This window comes from Fibrobacter sp. (assembly GCA_017503015.1).
In the GTDB taxonomy this organism is placed as follows: Bacteria; Fibrobacterota; Fibrobacteria; order Fibrobacterales; family Fibrobacteraceae; genus Fibrobacter.
Genome location: JAFVTX010000022.1, coordinates 1 through 20755, shown reverse-complemented (window position 1 = coordinate 20755; position 20755 = coordinate 1). Strand labels below are relative to the sequence as shown.

General features: G+C 52.4%; 8 protein-coding genes. 4 read left to right on the top strand and 4 right to left on the bottom strand.

Going from position 1 to position 20755, the window contains the following annotated elements; genetic code table 11:
• The first annotated feature begins 1 nt into the window (after position 1).
• The 3 genes from IKB43_04025 (at position 2) to IKB43_04015 (ending at position 10144) form a co-directional block, all read left to right on the top strand.
• Positions 2-1702 carry an EAL domain-containing protein gene (locus IKB43_04025; GenBank protein MBR2469306.1) on the top strand — a complete coding sequence of 567 codons (1701 nt, stop codon included), beginning with the start codon at positions 2-4 and terminating at the stop codon, positions 1700-1702.
• The gene (locus tag IKB43_04020; GenBank protein ID MBR2469305.1) at positions 1699-2028 is read left to right on the top strand and encodes an Hpt domain-containing protein; all 330 of its coding nucleotides are present in this window, start codon (positions 1699-1701) and stop codon (positions 2026-2028) included. The genes IKB43_04025 and IKB43_04020 overlap by 4 nt, the downstream gene beginning before the upstream one ends.
• 103 nt (positions 2029-2131) lie before the next feature.
• Complete coding sequence (locus IKB43_04015) at positions 2132-10144, top strand: hypothetical protein (GenBank protein MBR2469304.1); 8013 nt, start codon at positions 2132-2134, stop codon at positions 10142-10144.
• A 290-nt stretch (positions 10145-10434) separates the two neighbouring features.
• Here IKB43_04015 and IKB43_04010 read toward each other — a convergent pair whose 3' ends face one another.
• The 3 genes from IKB43_04010 to IKB43_04000 all read right to left on the bottom strand — a co-directional run bounded on the left by IKB43_04010 (position 10435) and on the right by IKB43_04000 (position 13667).
• Positions 10435-11175 (bottom strand): ankyrin repeat domain-containing protein, encoded by a 741-nt coding sequence (locus tag IKB43_04010; GenBank protein MBR2469303.1) that lies wholly within the window; start codon positions 11173-11175, stop codon positions 10435-10437.
• 99 nt (positions 11176-11274) lie between these two features.
• The gene (locus tag IKB43_04005; GenBank protein ID MBR2469302.1) at positions 11275-13464 is read right to left on the bottom strand and encodes a LysM peptidoglycan-binding domain-containing protein; all 2190 of its coding nucleotides are present in this window, start codon (positions 13462-13464) and stop codon (positions 11275-11277) included.
• Complete coding sequence (locus IKB43_04000; GenBank protein MBR2469301.1) at positions 13464-13667, bottom strand: hypothetical protein; 204 nt, start codon at positions 13665-13667, stop codon at positions 13464-13466. The genes IKB43_04005 and IKB43_04000 overlap by 1 nt, the downstream gene beginning before the upstream one ends.
• Positions 13668-13903: 236 nt before the next feature.
• Here IKB43_04000 and IKB43_03995 point away from each other — a divergent pair, with 236 nt between their 5' ends.
• On the top strand, positions 13904-15946 hold the full coding sequence (locus tag IKB43_03995; protein ID MBR2469300.1) for a thrombospondin type 3 repeat-containing protein: 2043 nt from the start codon (positions 13904-13906) through the stop codon (positions 15944-15946).
• A 174-nt stretch (positions 15947-16120) separates the two neighbouring features.
• Here the strand turns inward: IKB43_03995 and IKB43_03990 are convergent.
• A partial coding sequence (locus IKB43_03990) for a cadherin domain-containing protein (GenBank protein MBR2469299.1) occupies positions 16121-20755 on the bottom strand: 4635 nt, incomplete at its 5' end.

The following is a 20755-nucleotide window of genomic DNA, read 5'->3' as shown; positions in this document are numbered from 1 at the left end:
GATGAAGAAATTTCGACAGAACAGGACCATCAAGAGAAACGTTCTCATTGTAGACGACGAGATTGTCAACCGGGAAATCCTCGGAAACATTCTCTCTACGGAGTACTCGGTAAGTTACGCCGACAATGCGGAGCATGCCCTGAAAATCCTTGCAGGGGCCGACTCGGACTTTTCGCTGGTGCTTCTGGACTTGCTCATGCCCGTCATGGACGGTTTCGCTTTCCTGCAAAGGCGTTCCGAAGATGAAACGCTCAAGCGCATTCCTGTCATCGTGATGACCTCGGAAAAGGAATCCGAGGTACGGAGCCTGAAACTGGGAGCCGCCGACTTTATCAAGAAACCCTTCGACCTGCCCGAGGTGGTACTTGCCCGCTGTGAACGAATCATCGAACTGTTCGAGGACAAGAACCTCATCAAGCAGACCGAAAGGGATGCCGTGACAGGGCTATACACCCAGGACTACTTCTTCGAATACATCCGCCAGATCGAGCACTGGGACAGCGACACCTGCCGGGACGCCCTGGTCATCGACATCGAGCGGTTCCACCTGGTCAACGAATTCTGCGGAAGGCCCTTTGGAGACCTGTTGCTTTCCAAGATTGCTGAAGCACTGGAAAAGGAACTTCCGTCCATGAGAGCCATTGCCTGCCGGTCAAACGCAGACACGTTCTACATTTACGCCGCCCACCAGGAGGGCTACAGGAACGTTTACGACGCTATCCAGAGCGTGCTCGCCGACTTCAAGATGAACAACATACGCATACGCTGCGGGCTCTGGGAAAATGTGGCCAAGGACGTAGAGGCGGAAGCGTGGTTCGACCGGGCAAAGATTGCCTGCGACCAGATTCGCGGGGATTACACCCGTTCCATTGCTCGCTACGACAGCGAAATCCACGCAAGGCAGGTCTTCGAGGAAACACTCATCCACGACTTGCCCGAAGCTATTGCCAACAAGGACCTGAAGGTCTATTATCAGCCAAAGTACAATATCGAAGGGGACTCCCCAAGGCTTTCCAGTGCCGAAGCGCTAATCCGCTGGATTCACCCGAAGCTCGGGTTTATCAACCCTGGAGACTTTATCCCGCTTTTCGAATCCAACGGGCTTATCCAGAAAGTGGACAACTTTGTCTGGAACGAGGCAGCCATCCAGATTCGCAAATGGAAAGAACAGTATGGAATCACCGTGCCCGTTTCGGTGAACGTATCCCGCATCGACATCCTGGACCCAACTCTCGAAGCCAAGCTGGACGGCATTCTCAAGGAAAACGGGCTCTCTTCCGAAGAATACCTGCTGGAAATCACCGAAAGTGCCTATTCTGAAAACGCCAAGAGGTTAATCGAAATGGTGGAGAACCTGCGCAGGAAGGGCTTCCGCATCGAAATGGACGATTTCGGCTCCGGGTACTCCTCCCTCAACATGATAACGAGCCTCCCCATCGATATTTTGAAAATCGACATGTCGTTTATCCGCAACATGGAAAAGGACAAACGGAACATGAAGCTTGTAGAACTGGTCACCGACATCGCCAAGTTCCTGAACGTGCCCACCGTGGCCGAAGGCGTAGAGACCGATTCCCAGCTGAACACTCTGAAAAAGATGGGCTGCCAGATTATCCAGGGGTACTACTTCTCGAAGCCCGTGGCTCCACAAGAATTCGCGCAGTTCATCGAGAAGGAACTTGAACGCAGGAAGGGCGCATGATTTCCATAGGATCCCTGAAAGCCTTTGGGGCAAATACCGAAGAAGGGCTTGCCCGCTGCATGGGAAACGAGGCCCTTTACCTGAAACTCGTGGGCGTCATGCTTGCCGACAAGAACTTCGACAAACTCAGGAGCGCCATCGAAAGCGGGAACTTGGACGAAGCCTTCGAAGCGGCCCACGCCCTGAAAGGTGCCCTCGGGAACCTCGCCCTCACGCCACTGTACGAAAAGGCAGCCTCCTTGACGGAATTCCTAAGGAACCGAGCCGAAGCGGACTACGGGGGGCTGGTTTCGGACCTGCTCGCTTCAAGAGACTCGCTTTTATAGGAGTTTACAGGACCAAGGCGGAAAAGTATACGGGCAAGGCATTTTGTTTTGCTATTTTTACAGAAAACATAACGGAAAAGAACTTTATCGAAGGGGTAATGTTATGATTACCAGACCATCCACCCGTCTAGTTTCCATCCTTGCTCTAATCATGGCCGCCCAGGCCTTTGCCTGGTCAGGTAGCGGCACAGAGAACGACCCGTACCTGATTACCAGCACGGGCGACATGGCCCAACTGGCGGAAGATGTCAACAGCGGCAACACCTACGTAGGCGCATACTTTAAACTGGCAAACGACTTGGATTTTTCAACTGTCACTCGAGACGCGGACGGGAACAACTACACCCCTATTGGCAATTTTGATAACATTCACAGCATAGGCCATGGCTTTGCAGGATCCTTTGATGGAAACAACAAAACCATTTCCAATATCGCCGTTACCCACAACGACGATCTCGGTACCGGACTCTTCGGCCACACCACTGATGCCGCCGTCATTAAAAATCTAAAAATCGAAAGTTGCATTTTCAACGGGAACGACAACGTGGGCGGTGTCGTTGGACGTAACGTGGGAACCATCGAAAATATCTATGTGGACAATACGACAATCGGAATCGGCAGTGGTTCAACCTTTATTGATGGCCACGGAGGCATTGTCGGTACCAATCTTACCGGAAGTGTAAAAGGCGGTATTTCCAAAGCATCAGTAGTTTGCTCAGAAGGGATAACATGCCAAAACTTTGGTGGTATAGTGGGAAACCTTTCCAGTGGCAACGTCCACAACAGCCTCTACCTTGGAACACAAGTGAAAGGAACTTCGCTTGTTGGCGCTATTGCCGGAGGAAAAGGTACCGGAACAGTATTCAACAGTTTCTATCCCCAATCTCTTGGAACCGGCGGAATCGGACAATTAAATTCTCCCACCGGAGCCGACATTGCAGGGCAAGCAGAATCCACACGCGCCATCGAATCCATGGTGACGGACCACGATGCCGTATCGTTTATCGAAGGCAATCCCACAAGCACCTACGAGAACGGGATAAGCGTTTACTCCTGGGGCCTTAAGTATAACCGCACAAACTATTACAGGTCCAACGGAACCATCAAGCTTGACTACAACGGCAGCATGTTCATCAATGGATTCACCTGCAGTGATGCAAATGAATCTTGTTCCATTTCCGATTCTACCCTGACCATAGGAACTGGAACTACCACATCAGCTGGCACCGTCACAGAAGGTTCCGGCACAAACGAATCCCCCTACCTGATTGAAAGCAAACAAGACTGGGACCGCCTCGCCATAGCCGTCAGCCGCGGCAACGATTTTTCTGGCAAGGTCTTTAAGTTGACCGCCAATATTTCAGTCTCCACTACCGTCAGCGATGCCGAAAGACGCCCCTTCGCAGGCACCTTTGATGGTAACGGCAAAACCATCACCGCAGCCATTGACGACTACGAAGGCATGCAGGGAACAGCACTTTTCCGTTACATATCGGGAGCCACCATCAAGAACCTTACGGTAGCAGGCTCCGTCACAGGAGCCCGTAGCACGGTCGCCCATGCCGCAGGCCTCGTGGGATTCGCCTGGAGTGGAAACAACACCATTGAAGACGTCACCGTATCGGCGACAATCGCAGGCGGCACACATGTCGGTGGCATCGTGGCCCACGGAAAGTCATCCAGTCTCACACTCAGAAACTGCGTATTCTCCGGCACCATCAGCGGCGGCAGCGAATTTGCCGGGGGCCTCCTGGGCTGGAGCGACGGATCTACGCTCACACTGTCGAACAACCTCACGACAGGCACCTATACGGGCCCCGGGAAATTCCATCCCGTGGCTGTCCGTGACATGAATAAGGAAATGTCCATCTCCGAAGAATCAACCTCTTATTACACAACCGCGCCTTCCCAAGGAATTTCAGTGGCATATATAGCCGCAACTGGAACACAAGTCTATGCCGAACCGGAGGCAAACAGGCTCAACGCCGCTGTGACTGCGGTCGACAACAACATCTATTACACTCGTCCAGAGTCAAACACTATCGCAGTCGAAGACCATTACACTCTGGGAACTGACCCGATTACCCCTAGTGCAGTTGTCTCCTATAACGGAGCAACCCTCACTCCTGACGCCTACACGCTCAAATACAGGGCCGAAGGTTCCGAAGTAGAATTGACAAGCATCGATGGCGAAGGAACTTACACGGTTGTCGTACACGGAGTAAGCCCCTTTGTCGGAAAGCTTGAATCGCCCAGTTTCGCTGTCATCAAGCCGCTACAGGGCGAAGGCACCGAAGAAAGCCCCTACATCATCGCAAGCGAGGCACACTGGAACTCCCTTGCCCAGTGGACTCTTCATGGCGTGACTTATGCAGGCAAGTTCCTTAAACTAGCCGAAAACATAACCGTCTCCACAATGGTCGGGACTGACGCCAACAAATTCCAGGGAACATTTGACGGAAACAACAAGACCATCTCCCTAGCCTACGGCCACACAGAAGAGCCCCTTACAGAGCTCTATGCCGCACCATTCCGCTATGTGAACGGAGCGACAATAAAGGACCTGCACACAAGCGGCGACATTTACACATCAAGTAAATTCGCGGCTAGCATCGTCGGATTCAGCCAGGGCAGCACAAATATCGCGAACTGCGGCTCCGAAGTGGCGATTCATTCCAGTGTCGAGGGCGACGGTACTCACGGGGGCCTCGTTGCCAATATTGCAGCCGGCCAAGTTTCCATAAGCAACAGCTATTTCAAGGGTTCACTCCTTGGGGAAGCCACTTACAGTTCAGGAGGCCTTGTTGGCTGGTTAAATACAAATGACAACGCCATACTCAGCATGACAAGTTGCCTATTCGCCCCAGCATCTGTCACCATGGGCACAAGCAGCAGCAGGACTCTTACCAGGGCCGCGCCCGCAAATTACTACTCGCCATGGTTGACCATCAAGGACTGCTATTACACGCAGACGTTCGGAGATGCACAGGGCGAACGGGTGCAAGAAACAATCCCAGAAAACAAAATCTGCAAGGTGGTAAACGCCCCGGACAACAAGACTTATTACTACTGCGAAAAATCTCCTGCAATGACTGTTGCCGCCTATTACGGCTTCGGATCTTCGGAAATGCCAGCACCCACATCCTTGAAATACGACGGGGTGGGGTTGGTTCTCGGCACAGACTACTACGTAACTTACAAGGCGGAAGGGTCCGAAGAAGAAACGGAATCCATCGAAGCCGAAGGCAATTACGTTATGATTGTGCATGGCACCGGAAACTACGCCGGTTCCATGACCTCTTCCAGTTTCGTAGCCATCAGGAGCCTAGAAGGCGAAGGCACCGAAGAAAGCCCCTACATCATCGCCAGCGAAGCAGACTGGAACTCTCTTGCCAAGTGGCATCTCCAAGGCGAGAACTACGAAGGCAGGTTCCTTGAACTCACCGCAGACATTACAGTTTCTACGATGGTCGGCGACGCTACGCACGTATTCCGCGGGACGTTCAATGGCAAAAAACACACCATTACGCTCGCATACGGCAGCGAAGAAAATCCCCTTTCCGAGCTCTATGCCGCACCATTCCGCTATGTAACCGGAGCGACCATTGAGAATCTGCGCATTGCGGGACACCTTTACACGGCAAGGAAATTCGCTGCTAGCATCGTCGGATTCAGCCAGGGCAGCACAAATATCGCGAACTGCGGCTCCGAAGTGGCGATTCATTCCAGTGCCGAGGGTGACGGTACTCACGGGGGTCTCGTTGCCAATATTGCAGCCGGCCAGATTTCCATGACCAACAGTTATTTCAAGGGTTCACTCCTTGGGGAGGCCACTTCCAGTTCAGGAGGCCTTGTTGGCTGGTTAAATACAAATGACTACGCCGCCAAACTCAGCATGACAAGTTGCCTATTCGCCCCAGCATCTGTCACCATGGGCACAAGCAGCAGCAAGACTCTTGCCAGGGCCGCAAATTACTCCTCGTCATGGTTGACCATCAAGGACTGCTATTACACGCAGACGTTCGGAGAAGCACAGGGCGAACGGGTGCAAGAAACAATCCCGGAAAACAAAATCTGCAAGGTGGTGAACGCTCCTGACGGCAAAGTCTATTATAACTGTCCCCAAACAGTGAATTTGCATGTTCAACCCTATTATCATATCGAATCCGCGACGACGCCTGAACCGATTGTCGAATTTGCCGGGGACGCCTTGACCCTCGGCACAGACTACACGGTCACATACAAGGCGGAAAGCTCCGAAGAAGAAACGGCAAGTATTACGCGCACAGGCGATTATACCATGGTTATCCATGGCCAGGGAACTTACACGGGAACGATGGAATCCGCCGTCTTCAGTGTAATCACGGAACTCGATGGCGAAGGCACCGAAGAAAGCCCTTACATCATTGCCAGTACAGCCGACTGGAATTCCTTTGCAGGGTTCGTTTCCGAAGGCATAACCTACAGTGGCAAGTTCCTGCGGCTTGATGCTGATATTGCCATCAACACTGCGGTTAGCGATAGCGTTGCCCACCCATTCAGTGGAACTTTCGATGGCAATGGCCACACCCTCACGGCAAGCATCGTCGAAAGTAAAAACAAGCAAGGTGCGGCACCCTTCCGCTACATTGCAGGTGCCACCATCAAGAACTTGACCGTTACCGGCTCCGTGACAGGGACTGCCGAGGGCGCCTCCCATACCGCAGGACTTGTGGGTTTTGCTCTCAGCGGGACAAATGTCATTTCGGGCGTTACCGTGTCTGCAGAAATCGCCGGAGGAACCCATGTGGGCGGCATCGTGGCCCACGGAAAGACTTCTTCCCTCACTATCACAAACAGCGTATTCAACGGTACCATCAGCGGTGGCAGCACATATGCGGGAGGTCTCCTGGGCTGGAGCGACGGATCCTCGCTATTGATTAACGGGGCCATTACAAGCGGTTCTTACACGGGAGGCGGCAAGTTCCATCCGGTAGCGCTCAAAACCGACGGAAAGACAATGACATCCCTAAATATCGATAAATGCTACTACACGATAGATCCGTCTGACGGTATCGGCAGCAATTACATTGTCACGACAGGAACCCAAAAGGGAACGAAAGTTTACGCTGCCGTTCTTGAAACAGATTTGATGAAGAAACTCTTACTATTTGACGGGAACGTTTACTATTTGACGCAGACGGCGACCTTGAGCGGATATAAATCCCAATACAATGCGGGAACCTCGACCGCAAGTATCAATCCGGTGGTCAAGGCGGACGAAGTCTCTCTCACACAAGGGCGCGACTACATCGTTGACATTCTCAAGGATGGAGAAGTCGTCACTGGAACCATGGACGAACCCGGCGAATACACGCTGAGAATCAGCGGCATAGGAGACTACGCCGGTTCCATCTCTGCAACCTTCAAGGTTACGAACGAACTGGATGGTAATGGGACCGCAGAAAGCCCCTATACCATAGCCAATGCCTCTGATTGGGACAATTTTGCCCTCAGGGTCACGAACGGAGAAACCTATGGAGGCAAGTTCGTTAAACTTTTAAACGATATAGCGGTTTCTACCATGGTGGGTATTATCGACGGCGACAACCGTTTCCACGGAACATTCGATGGCGGTAACCATACGATAACCATCAGCTACGGAACAGAAGAAAATCCTGTCGGCGACAATGCGGCTCCATTCAGTTTTGCCACCAGTGCGACAATTAGGAACCTGCATACTTCCGGGTCCATTGTAACGAACGGCAAGTACGCCGGCGGCATCGTGGGGCGCGCAACTGCCAGGTCCGGAGCTGCAGTAACCATAGTAAACTGCCACTCCGATGTAAGCATCACGCGAACCGTTTCAGGCGACGGCTCCATCGGCGGACTGGTCGGTCAGGTCGCATCAGATAGCATCGCCATCAAGGATTCTTACTTTGCAGGTTCCCTGCTGGGAAGCAAATCAGCAACCAATTATGGCGGAATCGTTGGCTGGGTCAGCAACGGTGCGAAAGCCTACCTGGACAACATTCTTTTCAAACCTGAAAGTGTTTCTGGATCCATCCAATCGACAAGCAACAATTTTGTCAGGGCGGCAAACGCAGAACAGTTCACCCTTAATAACTGCTACTACACTTCCTTCAAAATCTGGGACGAATCACAAGGAAATCGGGCCTACGTGAATGTACCGTCACGAATTTACAAGGCCGCTCCAGTGACCGCAGCGGATGGTGAACGTTATTACATTGCGGCAGATGTAACGGGAATTGATGAAGATAATCTGTATTCAATAGACAGCATTTCGTTCATTACTCCCGTAGTCCATTTCAATGGTAACCCGCTGGTTGAAGGTAGCGATTACACCTTCGAGCTACCCACCATTACGGACAACGGAATATACGAAGTCACTGTGACGGGGACCGGGGATTTTGCGGGTGCCGACACAATAGAAATCGAAGTGTATGGCAGTCTCAAGGGCAAGGGCACAGAAGGCGACCCATACATTATAGCAACAGACCTGGATTGGGAGACTGTCGGATATAGGGTAAGGCAGGGCGAGACATTCGACGGAAAGTTCCTGAAAATGACAAGCGACATTTCCGTTACGAGCATGATTGGCAGCGATTCCACCGCGCACTACTTTGCCGGAACCTTCGATGGCAACGGCCACACCCTTACCGTCACCATTGGAGACAAAAACAACGCCATCAGCATTATCGGGCCGTTCCGCTATATCAACGGGGCTACCATCAAGAGCCTACATGTCAACGGAAATGTATATACAAGGTCCTGGAATAGCCCCAAAAATGGTGTAGACTATTGCTACGGTAGGTTTGTCGCCGGCCTTGTAGGCCATGCAAAAGGCAACACCGTCATCTCCAATGTCATTGTTTCTGCAAGCATCACGGCAAATAATAATGGAGGTTATGTTACCCACGGAAATCACGGCGGCATTGTCGGACTAGTCGGAAGGGACGCCAATGTGATTATCAAGAACAGCGTCTTTAACGGAGGGCTTTACCAGGAAAGCAAGGCCGTGAAAGGAAACGGAGGCTTTGTCGGCGAAGGTAATTCTACTGCAACACTCTCTATAGAGAATAGCCTGTTTAACCCAACCAGCGTCACCATGCATATGGAATATTCAAACACTTTCGGCAGTTGGAGTACCGTCACCAACAGTTACTATACTTCGACAGCGTTCGGAACCGACCAGGGCATAAGCGGCATCGGCAAAACCGCCGAAGAACTTGCCAAACTGCTGGGCTATGCCTGGCACGTTGTTGACGACAAGGCTCTCCCCTACTATAACTACAGCGAAACCAATTACGGCGCCGTCACCGTGGTCAAGACCGAAGAAGGCACCACCGCCCACATTAACGGCAACTTCCGAGAAAAGGTGGAAACTGTTATCGACAACGACATTCAGGTTGACGCGGTGAATCTCGTACGCACTTTCAATACAGGTTCCTATTCCACCATCATGTTGCCCTTCTCCATCAAGGCCGGCAATGTGGACGGCGCAACCTTCTACCAGCTTACAGGTTTTGAAAAAGTTGACGGCAAATGGAAAACCGCTGTTGTCACCCAAATTGATGACAATGACAACCTGACAGCAAACACCCCGTACCTACTGGAAGCATCTCAGCCCACCCTGTCTTTCAACCAGGCTCAGTTCAACCTGAACACCACCACAGGACCGGAATCCCATAGTGTCACCTTCGGCAACTGGGAATTCCGTGGAACATACCGCTACATCGAGTATGCAGACTCGCTTCAGTTAATCGGTCGGGCCTACGGCTTTGCCGGACAAAACAATGACGGCATTAAGATTGGTGAATTCGTTAAGGTCGGCTCTGGAGCCTGGACCATGCCTATGCGCGCCTACCTGGTTTACAACGAAGGCAATTCTTCGCCCAAATCCGCCATCGGCAAAGCCTCCTTCGAACTTCCCGAAACCATGGATGTGATCATCGTGAATAGCGAGGGCAAGTCCATCGGAGGTGGCACCCTGAACACCGTCACCGGCGAAATCCGCATGGACCGCTGGTTCGACCTGCAGGGCCGCAAGCTGAACGGCAAGCCCACCACCAAGGGAACCTACTACCACAACGGCAAGAGAGTTATAATTAAATAGGAGTAACCATGAATCAGGAAAACAAAAAGAAAGACTATATCAAGCCAGAAATGGAAGTAATGGCGTTTAGCCACCAAACAAATCTCCTTGATTGTAGCGATCCGGGAGCTGACGGTTGTTTGCATGGCGAGACCGCATAACACCCCTCCCCTTGTCATGGTTTATGATCATCGGCACAAAGATTCCCCGTCAAGCGGGGAATGACAATGCCGGTTTTAGCATCACCCATTCAACACAACGAAAAAGTCCCGCATTTCTGCGGGACTTTTCCTTTTAAACATCAACAGGAATTACTTTCCGAATTCCTTTGTGTAGGCGGCAGTGTTCTTGGCGCCGGCCTTTTTCAGTTCCTTGATCAGGCGGGTGTAGCCTTCGTTCTTGGCCCAGTCCATCACGGAGTAGCCCTGGCCGCACTTTACGTTCACATCTACGCCCTTCTTGATAAGGAACATCATGGCGTCGTAGTGACCGCCCTTCACCGTCAGGTGAATCGGATAATAACCATCAGGGCTCTTGACCTCGAGAGGGGCGCCAGCGTCGGCCAGCAGTTCCAACATGTCCACCTTGCCAGTCTTGGCGGCAATGGTCACGGCCGTGCCCAGGTTCTGCACATCTACGCCTTCTTTCTTGAGCTGGGCCAGAAGCAGGGTCACCACTTCCTTGTTGCCCATCATCACGGCGTTGTCAATCACCTGCTCGCCATTGCCGTTACGAACATTGGCCTTGGCACCGTGGTCGAACAAATAGTTCAGCACCATCACGTTGCCCTTGTTGGCGGCGATGGCCACGGCGTTGTTGCCGTTGTCGGCGGCGGCGTCAATTTCCATAGAAGCCTGCAAGAACAAGGTCATCTTGGCGGTATCGCTGTTCACCGCATAAGACACGAACTGGTTCGGCGTAAAGGCGATTTTCTGCTTCGTCAGGTACTTACGCACGGACTGGGGATCGTTGGGGTCCATCGTATCGTTACAGGCGGTAAGGCCTGCTGCCAGCAGGCCCATAGCGCACAATCCAAGGATTTTTTTGTTCATTTTCGGGGCTCCGTAATGGTTTTTTCGTTTTCTGTCACTAAAATTACACTTTTTTTCGAGAAAATACACATTTTTTTCAAAAAAAAGCGATTTTTTGCATTATTTTCGGATGATGAGCTTGTCGCCAATGCGGATTTTGGTGTCCTTGAGGTTATTCCAGCGGACAATGTCCTCGATGGTCACGCCGTACTGGCGGGAAATGTCCCACAGGCCCTCCCCCTTCTTGACCACATGAACCCGCTCCTTGGCAGGCTTTTCCGACTTTGCGCTAGCCGAGCCCGCCTGCTTATCGGCGGTCTTTGCCGGCTTGGCCGATGGCTTTTCGCTAGAAGACTTGTCCGCCTTGGCCTGCTTTTCAGAAGATTTCGGGGCGTTCTTCACCACGGTCTGGGTAAACTCCGGAATCACCAGGGAATCCCCTACAGAAAGGCGATGGCTGTAGCCGCCGTTGGCCTCCAGAAGCATCACCACGGGCACGCCGAACTTCTTCGCGATTTCGGCGTAGGTGTCGCCCTCGACCACCACGTAGCGTTCGCCCTTGGCAAGCTTCGGAGCCGAACTCGCCTGGGGCACCACGGGTTTCAGTTCCGGCTTGGACACAAACAGGGTATCCCCCGGATTCACCACGTGGTCCTCTTTCATGGAATTCCACACCCGGATGCTTTCTTGAGACACGCCAAAGAGCCGAGCCACCGTAGCCACGTTGTCGCCCAACTTGGCCACATAGGTCTTGACTTTCGCAGGTTTCTTGCCCGTAGATTTCTTGGGGGTGACCTTGATGGGAATCAGCAGGGTCTGCCCCGCACGAATACGGGTGCCCTTCATGTCGTTGGCCTGCTGGAGTTCCTTCACCGAAATGCCGTACTGTCGCGAAATCACGCCCAGGCTTTCGCCCCGCTTGACCTTGTGGTGGTGCCAGCTAGAAAAGTTGTTCTTTTCCATCTTGTCGTAGCCGTCTACAAAGGCGCTGCGGGTTCCCACCGGCAGGCGAAGCAAATAAGAATCCCTGTTGGGCGGCGTGCACCACTTGACCAGTTCCATGTTCAGGCTCCGCAGGGTGTCTTCAGGAACCTTCAAAACCTTGGCCACCTCTTCCAGCGGGAAAGAGTCAAAAACCGTCACCGTATCAAAGTCGGGCCTGTACTGCCGATTGATTTTCATGTCGTACTGTTCAGGATAATGGCCTATCACCATAGCGGCCAGGATTCTCGGCACATAGCGCATGGTTTCCTTGGGCAGTTCCAGATCCCAATACGTCACCACCTGAGTGGTGTCCCAGGTAGAATCAGCCATCTTCTCCTTGACCAGGCGGCGCACGCGGCCCTCGCCGCAGTTGTAGGCGGCCATGGCCAACAGCCAGTCGTTGAATTCATTGTACAGGCGAGACAGGTACTTGAGGGCGGCCGTGGTGGCCATCTCCGGATTGCGGCGCATGTCCACCCAGTAGTCCACCGCAAGGCCGTAGCGTTTGCCCGTCTCCGGAATGAACTGCCACATGCCGCTGGCCTTGGCGCGGCTATAGGCTTTCAGCTTAAAACCGGATTCCACCAGGGCCAGGTAAATCAGGTCGCGGGGCATGCCCATCTCGTCGAGCTTAGAATAAACTAACGAGTCGTAGGCCGTCTTGCGGTTAAGGGAGCCTTCGGTAAAGGACCGCGCCCCGCCGCTCATGTAGAAAATTTCTTGCATCACCCTTTCGTTGAACACCACGGGCAGCGTAAACTGAGCCACATCTATGGTATCCAAGAAGTTTTCGATAACCTGCAAGGCAGCGCTATCCGCAGCGCTTTCGTCCAGGGCATCCACACCCTCGATAGACACTTCGTTCTGCTCGAACACCCCTGCATCTACGCCGATTTCTGAAATGTTCGGGTAAACCTCGTCCAGGGCATCCACAATGCGGAGCGGCATCTGTGCCCGGTATATGGAATCAACGGATTCGGGAACATTATGGTAAAGGGTGTCGTGCTTTTCGGCAATGAACTGCCGCAGGGATTCGTCCAAGTAATGCCTGGCCAAGAGCCATTCCTGGTTGTCCATGGCCTCCAGGGCGTACTGGTAATAAGTCCAAGAAGGCCGGACCGCCAGGGAATCGTGGACCTTTTCCCGGAGGGCCACCTGAGCAAAGGATTCCGGACCGTCTTCGGAATACACCAAAGAATCGGGCTTACCCGCAGGGCCGCCCGAAGGAACATCGTTTGCAACTGGAGCCTGTGCCGGGGCACAGGCAGCTAGCAGGATAACCGAAAGAAAAGTTCCCAGGACTACGATATGCCTAGAAAGGCATATCACTGGTCGTAATCCAGGTCTTCGGCGTAGTCGGACCAGATCTGGTCGCGCTTGAAGGACGGCTGGTCGAAATCCACCTCTTCGTCCAGTTCTTCTTCCTCCTCCTCGATTTCCTCTTCGATTTCCTCGTTGGGGAAAGGAAGGGAATTATCGAAAGAATCACTCTTCGGCCTACGGCCGCAATGGTACGCATAGTTCAACATAGAATTCTCCTCAGTGCAGGACACGACTGATTCCAACCAGGATTACCCCGCTCATCACCAAAGACGCCACTATCTGGAGCACGATGATGACCCTATTGACCCGATAGGCTTTTTGGGCCTTTCTGTGCCAAGGAGGGAGTCCTGATTTAGTCTCTCGATTCGGTTCCACGAGTGGAAATGTATACATAAACTTCAAAAAGTCAATACCTTTGCGAAAAAAAATTAAATTTTTTGCGATGAATGCTAAAAAATTGTTCGTAACTCTTTGTCTAGCAACGACTTACGCATTTTCGCATACCGGTGCCATTCGCAACGGTGACGGCTTCAGGGTACCCTCGTCCACCACCCTAGGTCAGGGTTTTTTCTTCTTTTCCGGGAATTTCGAGAACCTGAGCGACGGCTCCCCCATGGCCATCAACGGATTCGAGGACGCCGGCACAGGCACGGAACACGAAGTTCCAAGCAATATTCCCTCATCGGGCGGAGCCCTTCAAGCCTCATACGCGCCTTTAGACTATTTCGAGTTCGGCATTTACCAGCCTATCTACTATGACGGTCAAATCAAGGAGACGGACTACAAGACTACGGGGCTGGGCGACATGCAGATATACGGCAAGGCATCGCTCCCGACGGATTTTCCCCTGAAGCCAGCAATCTCCCTTGAGGTATTCGCCCCTACAGGCACCAAAGACGCCGGTTTCCGCCCCAGACGCATCTGGAACATCAAGGATGGAGACGAAACAACCCATGCCTATACCTACGGCAGTTGGTCCTTTGCCACAACGCTGTTCCTGACTCTTGAACTTTTTGACATTGTTCAATGGAATACCTATTTCGGTCACTTCGGTACAGAGTACGTAGTATGGGGAAGCGGGTTCAATCTTTTTCCACACAAATTAATATCCGTCATTCTTGAAATTTCAGGTGAAACAAAAATCAGTCCAAGCAGATTCAGCAACCACCTGGAGAAAGACGGGTTCCGCATTTCGCCTGCAGTAAAGCTTCACCTGCCACAGGATTTCAATTTGCTCCTAGGCGTCGACCTTGGTCTTGACTATTTCAGGGGAACAGAACTGCGCAACGGTCACCAAGTCACCCGCGAAAATGAAGGAAAAGACATTCACTACACCGTTTCGGGAACCCCGAAAATTTCTATGACCATCGGCATAAGCAAGGCCATCGACTTCAGCTGGAAAGATGCCGACCGCGACGGAGTGCCCGACCGACTGGATATGTGTCCGGGATCTGCCCGCGACATGGTGGTAAACAGCCGCGGATGCCCTGTTGACGAAGACCAGGACGGAGTGCTGAACATCGTGGACGACTGTCCGGGAACACCCTTGGGCGTAAAAGTGGACTTTCTGGGTTGTCCGCTGGATCAAGACAAAGACGGAGTCCCCGACTACAAGGACACTTGTGCCAACACTCCTGACGGCATGGCCGTAGATGCGTTCGGATGCAAGTTGGACACCGACGGCGACGGAGTTGACGACAATGCGGACCAGTGCCCGAACACCCGCAAAGACGACCCCGTAGACGCCAAGGGCTGCCCCCTGGACGAAGACCACGACGGAGTACTTAACGAAAACGACGCCTGCCCGAACACGCCCGAGGGCTGGAAAATCAACGCCTTCGGCTGCCCTATGGACGAAGACCGGGATGGCATCCCCGACGAAGTAGACTCATGCCCAGGAACGGAACTTGGAGAAACCGTCAACAAGGACGGCTGCCCCGTAGATACCGACGGCGATGGCGTTTCTGACCTGCACGACAATTGCGCCGACACCCCTAAGGATTATCCCGTAGACAAAAACGGCTGTCCGTTGGACACCGACAAGGACGGGGTGCCAGATGCCATAGACCAATGTCCCAAAACCCCGGTAGGAGCCGTTGTAGACAGTCTGGGCTGCATCATGGACTCCGATTTTGACGGAGTGCCCGACCACCTGGACAAATGCCCAGCAACGCTCCCAAAAGTCAAGGTAGACGAAAGCGGTTGCGCCCGCAACACCAAGCAGGACCTGAGCGCTATCGCCAAGGAAATCAAATTCTTCAAGAACTCCGACAAGCTTATCGCCTCTAGCTACACCGCCCTGAACGATGTTATTATGCTCATGCGCAAGCACAACTTTACGCTAGAGGTAAGTGGTCCCGAAGGTAAAATCAATTCCATCGGAGAATACCTCAAAGGCAAGGGCTTTGACTCCAAGCTCGTGACGCTTACCCCCAAGGGCGGCGAAATCAAGTTCATCGCCACCGGAGTGAAGTACGAGGAATAGTTAGTGAGTTGTGAGTTGTGAGTTGTGAGCTTCGGGTCTTAAACGTTGTCATCCTGAGCGCGACCGCGCGAAGGATCCAGACCAGCGTCTCGTCTCAGGTATAAACGGCAAAAGCCCTGCGTTGCAGGGCTTTTTCATTTGGTCTTGTTCGTGCCGGACTGGCAGCCGGGGCTACTACTTGCCGGACTTGGGCCGCTTGTAACCGAAGGACTTCAGCAGGTCTTCCTTGACCTTTTTGGTCTGGTCCATCTTGTTCACGTTGGTCGCATCGTCGAAGGGCGGCAGGTCGCAACGCAACTTGCTCTTCATGGTGATTTCTGTCTTGTAGACATAGGCACCGGTAGCATACAGGCGGCCGTTGGCCGTATGCACATCGCCGTTCCTGTCGGGCTTCATTTCAAAGTACATGGTCAGCACACCGGCATCGCTTGCATAGCTCGGGTCGTTCAGTTCCTGAGTAAAGCTGAAGTAATCCACGAACTGGCCGAGAGAGGTGTAAACCCAAATCTTGGCGCTCATCTTGGTGTCGTAGATGTTCGCCTTGCTGATATCGCTACCCAGCTCCGCCTTGAAATCGGCATTGCAGTGTTCTGCCACAAACTCGTCCACAGAGACCTTCTTGCTGCCCACGGCATCCACCGCATCCAGCAGGATCATGCCGTCTGCACCAACCAGGTCGTCAAGCGTTGCAAGGCCGTCTACAGAGTTGATGACCGGCACCTTGGCCTGGATTCCGAGAGTCGGACCCAAATGGCCCTTCAAGCCGGGGTACACCTCCTCGCCAGAAGTAACTTCCCTGTTCTTGAAATCGCCACCCACCATGGTCTCGATTTCCTTGTCGGTCTGGGGATTGTAAATGGATATGGCAAAGGTCTGACCCTTTTCAGGTTCCTTGGCGGCGTAGTACTTGTCCACGTCTTCCTTGGTAATGGATGTCACCGGCTTTTCTACGGATATATCCACGTCCTTGGTGTTCTTGGCCATGACGTACACCACATCGGAAGCCTCGTTGCCGGCCTTGTCGCGATAGAGACGAACGATCTCGTTCACTTCGCCAGGCTGCAAGCCCTCAACGTTCAGGCTATCCTGTTCAACGCAACCGCGACCGTCCCCAAAGTCAACGCACCATTTCACATTGACAGAATTGGAGTGGAGCACGGAGTCGTTTGCAGGCGACATAATCTTCACCTTGGGCGGGATTAGGTCCACAACGATATACACGGACTGGGTCGAAGAGTTGCCCATCGCATTCACATAGGTATAGCTCACCGAATAACCCACGTTGCCATCCTTGTCCTTGGTCACGTTGCCCTTCTGGTCAACCGTGTAGCTTACCTGCACGGTGGTCTCGCCCATGCCCTTGGCCTTGGTAGTAAAGTCGTAGGTCACAGAGTAAAGGACCTCGCCTTCGGTGAGGGAGTACATGTACACAGGGGCGGCATTGCCCGTACCGGAATTTGCGTTGCCGGAACCGCCATTACCGCTAGAGCCGTTGTTAGCTCCGGCGTTTGCACCGCCGTTGCCACCATTAGAGCCGGGCTTGCCATTACCTGATCCACCATTGGAACCAGAATTCCCCGCATTGGACGCAGTGCCGCTGCTGGAAGCAGTGTTGTTCACCGTGGTGGTCTTCAGGGGCTGACCCGTAATGGCATCGGCCACGTAAGAAACGTTCACCGCCTTGCCGCCCATGTTCACCTGGTAAGACACCGTAATGACCTCGATGGAATCAATCTTTCCATTGGCGCCAATCACCGGAATCTTTTCCACGTTGCCGTCCTTGTCCGTCACGTACGAAATCGTCACATCCACGCCGGCAACCTTTTCTGTGTAAGAGACCTTGACCTGGTCCTTGTTGTACTGGGAATAGGTCACCTCGGAAGCAGGATTGTCGCTGAGCACAGGGCCGGCGGCAGCAATCTTGTCCATGACACTGTAGGTATTGGACGGGATGGTCACCGGTTCCAGTTCCGTATTCACCGTAAAGGTATGGCTTTCGTAGTTGCAAGAAGAATCCGAATAGGTCTCGTCGATGACCGGTTCCCTAATCGTAATCACGATGTCGTTGTTCTTCTTGTTCACGTATACGGAGGTATCGCCTTCGGCAGGAGTTTCCACCAGGGTGTAAATGCTTGCAGAATTGTCGTGGTTGGCAGAGGTGGTCACCGTCACTTCGGGAGTACGAGTGCTGACAAAGATACCCACGGTTTCCGTGACACCCTTGTTCTTGGTGGGGTCCGTGTAGGTCAGCGTCACCACATTGTAACCTTCGTGGAGATTTTCCAGCAGGGTGTCGGGCATAGGCTTGCCATCGGCAGTCCACTGGAGAAGCATGCTGTTCTCGTTGATATACAGGGTTCCCACCGGATTGGTCTGGCTCCAGGCTCCACTACCCGTTTCGGCGTAAGTCACCACAATGTTTGAGGATTCCTTCACGTCGGCGATATTGATTTTAACCGTAGCCGTGTCGGCATTGCCGTCCTGGTCGTAGACACGTACCACTAAGCTGTAAGAAGTCTTGGCTTCGTAATCGAATACAGCGTTGGTCTTTATCTCACCTGTAGTCGCATCAATGGTAAACAAATCCTTGTCACCACCGATAGCCTGGAATTTATTCTGGCGGTTCTCGTTCTTTGTATCCTGGTCATAAAGTTCCAAGGTTCCAACCGGAGTCCCCTTGGGCTGGTTTTCGGCCACGGTCATAGTGGCGTCGTCGATTTCGGCACCTTCGTTGATGTCACGGATGGCAATATTGACAAAGGTCTCATCGCGGAGGCCGCCGTTATCTACAACAAGAACCTTTATCTTGAACACCGTATCGGTCAGTGCTTCGAAATCAATGTCCCTGGCCACCGTAATTACACCAGTGGTCGGGTCGATGGCGAATGCCTGACCATTGTTTCCGCCGGCAAAGCTGAACGTCAGGTCACCATCTTCGGGATCTGTTCCCGTAACCGTTCCCACCGGAGTTCCCACCGGAGTATGTTCGTCAATGACCTGGTCGGGAATTCCCGTGATTGTGGGCTTCTCATTGCCGTCCTTCACCGTGATGTTCGCAACCACATCAACACACAGGGTATCGGCAGCTGTGCCAGGAGTTCCCTGGTCGCACACAAGAATTGTTAGCGAGTAAGAGGACTTGGTTTCAAAGTCTATGATATCCTTAGCCACGCGGATTTCGCCGTCATCGTTTTGGCCAACTCCAGAAGACTTTATGGTAAAGGCCCCATTTTCGTTGCCGGCAACAATACTATATGTCAGTTTCAGGCCATCTTCAATATCGGATGCGTTTACCCAAGTCACATAAGTATTGACAGAAGAATTCTCCTGGACCTCAGACGGATTGGTCTCCACCACTGCCGTAGGCCGTTCGTTTACGTCAATGACATGGACCAAAACAGCCGTCTTGGTCGTATTCGTCCCATCGGAGACATCAATGACCAGAGTGTAGTCAGAGACATCTTCAAAATTAGGAGCCTTGCTGGCCGTAATCTCGCCAGAAGAACTGACCGCAAATGTTGAATTCGCATTACCCGCCGAAATGGAATAGCTCAAGGTCTTGCCTTCCGGATCTGTGCCGGTAACTTTACAAGTCTTGGTGGTGGTCTTGTTCTTCTGATAGAACGGGGTCTTGGTATTTTCCTTTATCCAGCAGGTATCCTGGGTAACGGAAGGGGCCTCATTTTCATCGGTGATATTCACCGTGGCTGTGGCCGTTTTCGTCTTGCCACGGCCATCGGAAACCGTAACCGTAAGGACAAAGAACTTATCAGAACTTAGGGCATCGTAGTCAATGAGAGCCTTCACCACGATATTGCCGTGCTCATCAACCCTGAAATAGTCCGCACCATTCTGTGTCGCGCTGGTAATACTATAGGTCAGCGCGTCGCCATCCTGGTCACTTGCCTCAATCCAGCAAGGCGTTACCAAGTTGATTGGAGAATTTTCGGCAATCGTACAAGAGGTATTCTTGGCCGTGGGAGCCTCGTTCACATCAATAACCTTGATAAGGGCCAGGGTCTTGACGGGTTCATTTACACCATCAGAGACTTCAATAACCAGGGGGAACTCCGGCGTAGTTTCAAAGTCAGGGGCCTTGCTTGCCGTAATCACACCAGAAGATGAATTGACCGCAAATGTCGTATTCGTGTTACCCGCAGTTATGGAATAAGTCAAGGACTTGCCCTCTGGGTCAGAGCCTGCCACGGAACAAGTCTTGGTGGTAGTCCCATCCTTCTTGTAGAACGGGGTCTTGGTATTTTCCTTTATCCAGCAGGTATCGGCAGGAGCAGCAGGCGGTTCGTTCACGTCGGTAACAGTAATCGTAGCCGTCGCTGTTGTCGACTTGTAGCCGGACGCTCCGTTTTTATCCTTGACCGTAACAGTCAACGTATAGTACTTTGCACCAGCCGGCAGGGATTCGTAGTCTATGGCACCATCAGTCCAAATATCCCCTTGGTTATCAATCCGGAAAAGTTCCTTGCCTTCACCACCTGTAATCTCGTACTTTAGGGTCGTGTTTTCCGGGTCATTAGCCGCAATATGACAGTTTGTATAGGTATTGATGAGGGAATTTTCTTTCACCGAGCCCGTGCAATTGACTGCTACAGGGGGTTCGTTTTCATCCAAGATATTTACGACAACAATAATGTCTTTGTAAAGACCTCCATCATCAGAAACCCGCACCTTAAGAGGATACCTCTCAATACGTTCAAAATCTAACTTTCCCTTAACAGAAATCTTGCCCGTGGAGGCGTTGATAGCAAAGGAAGCCGTACCATTTTCGTCGTTAGCATTTCCGTCAATGAT

Excerpts from the sequence above, each read along its gene's own strand:
- IKB43_04025 (MBR2469306.1), top strand. The coding sequence starts at position 2 with ATGAAGAAATTTCGACAGAACAGGACCATCAAGAGAAACGTTCTCATT.
- IKB43_04020 (MBR2469305.1), top strand. The coding sequence starts at position 1,699 with ATGATTTCCATAGGATCCCTGAAAGCCTTTGGGGCAAATACCGAAGAA.
- IKB43_04015 (MBR2469304.1), top strand. The coding sequence starts at position 2,132 with ATGATTACCAGACCATCCACCCGTCTAGTTTCCATCCTTGCTCTAATC.
- IKB43_04010 (MBR2469303.1), bottom strand. The coding sequence starts at position 11,175 with ATGAACAAAAAAATCCTTGGATTGTGCGCTATGGGCCTGCTGGCAGCA.
- IKB43_04000 (MBR2469301.1), bottom strand. The coding sequence starts at position 13,667 with ATGTTGAACTATGCGTACCATTGCGGCCGTAGGCCGAAGAGTGATTCT.
- IKB43_03995 (MBR2469300.1), top strand. The coding sequence starts at position 13,904 with ATGAATGCTAAAAAATTGTTCGTAACTCTTTGTCTAGCAACGACTTAC.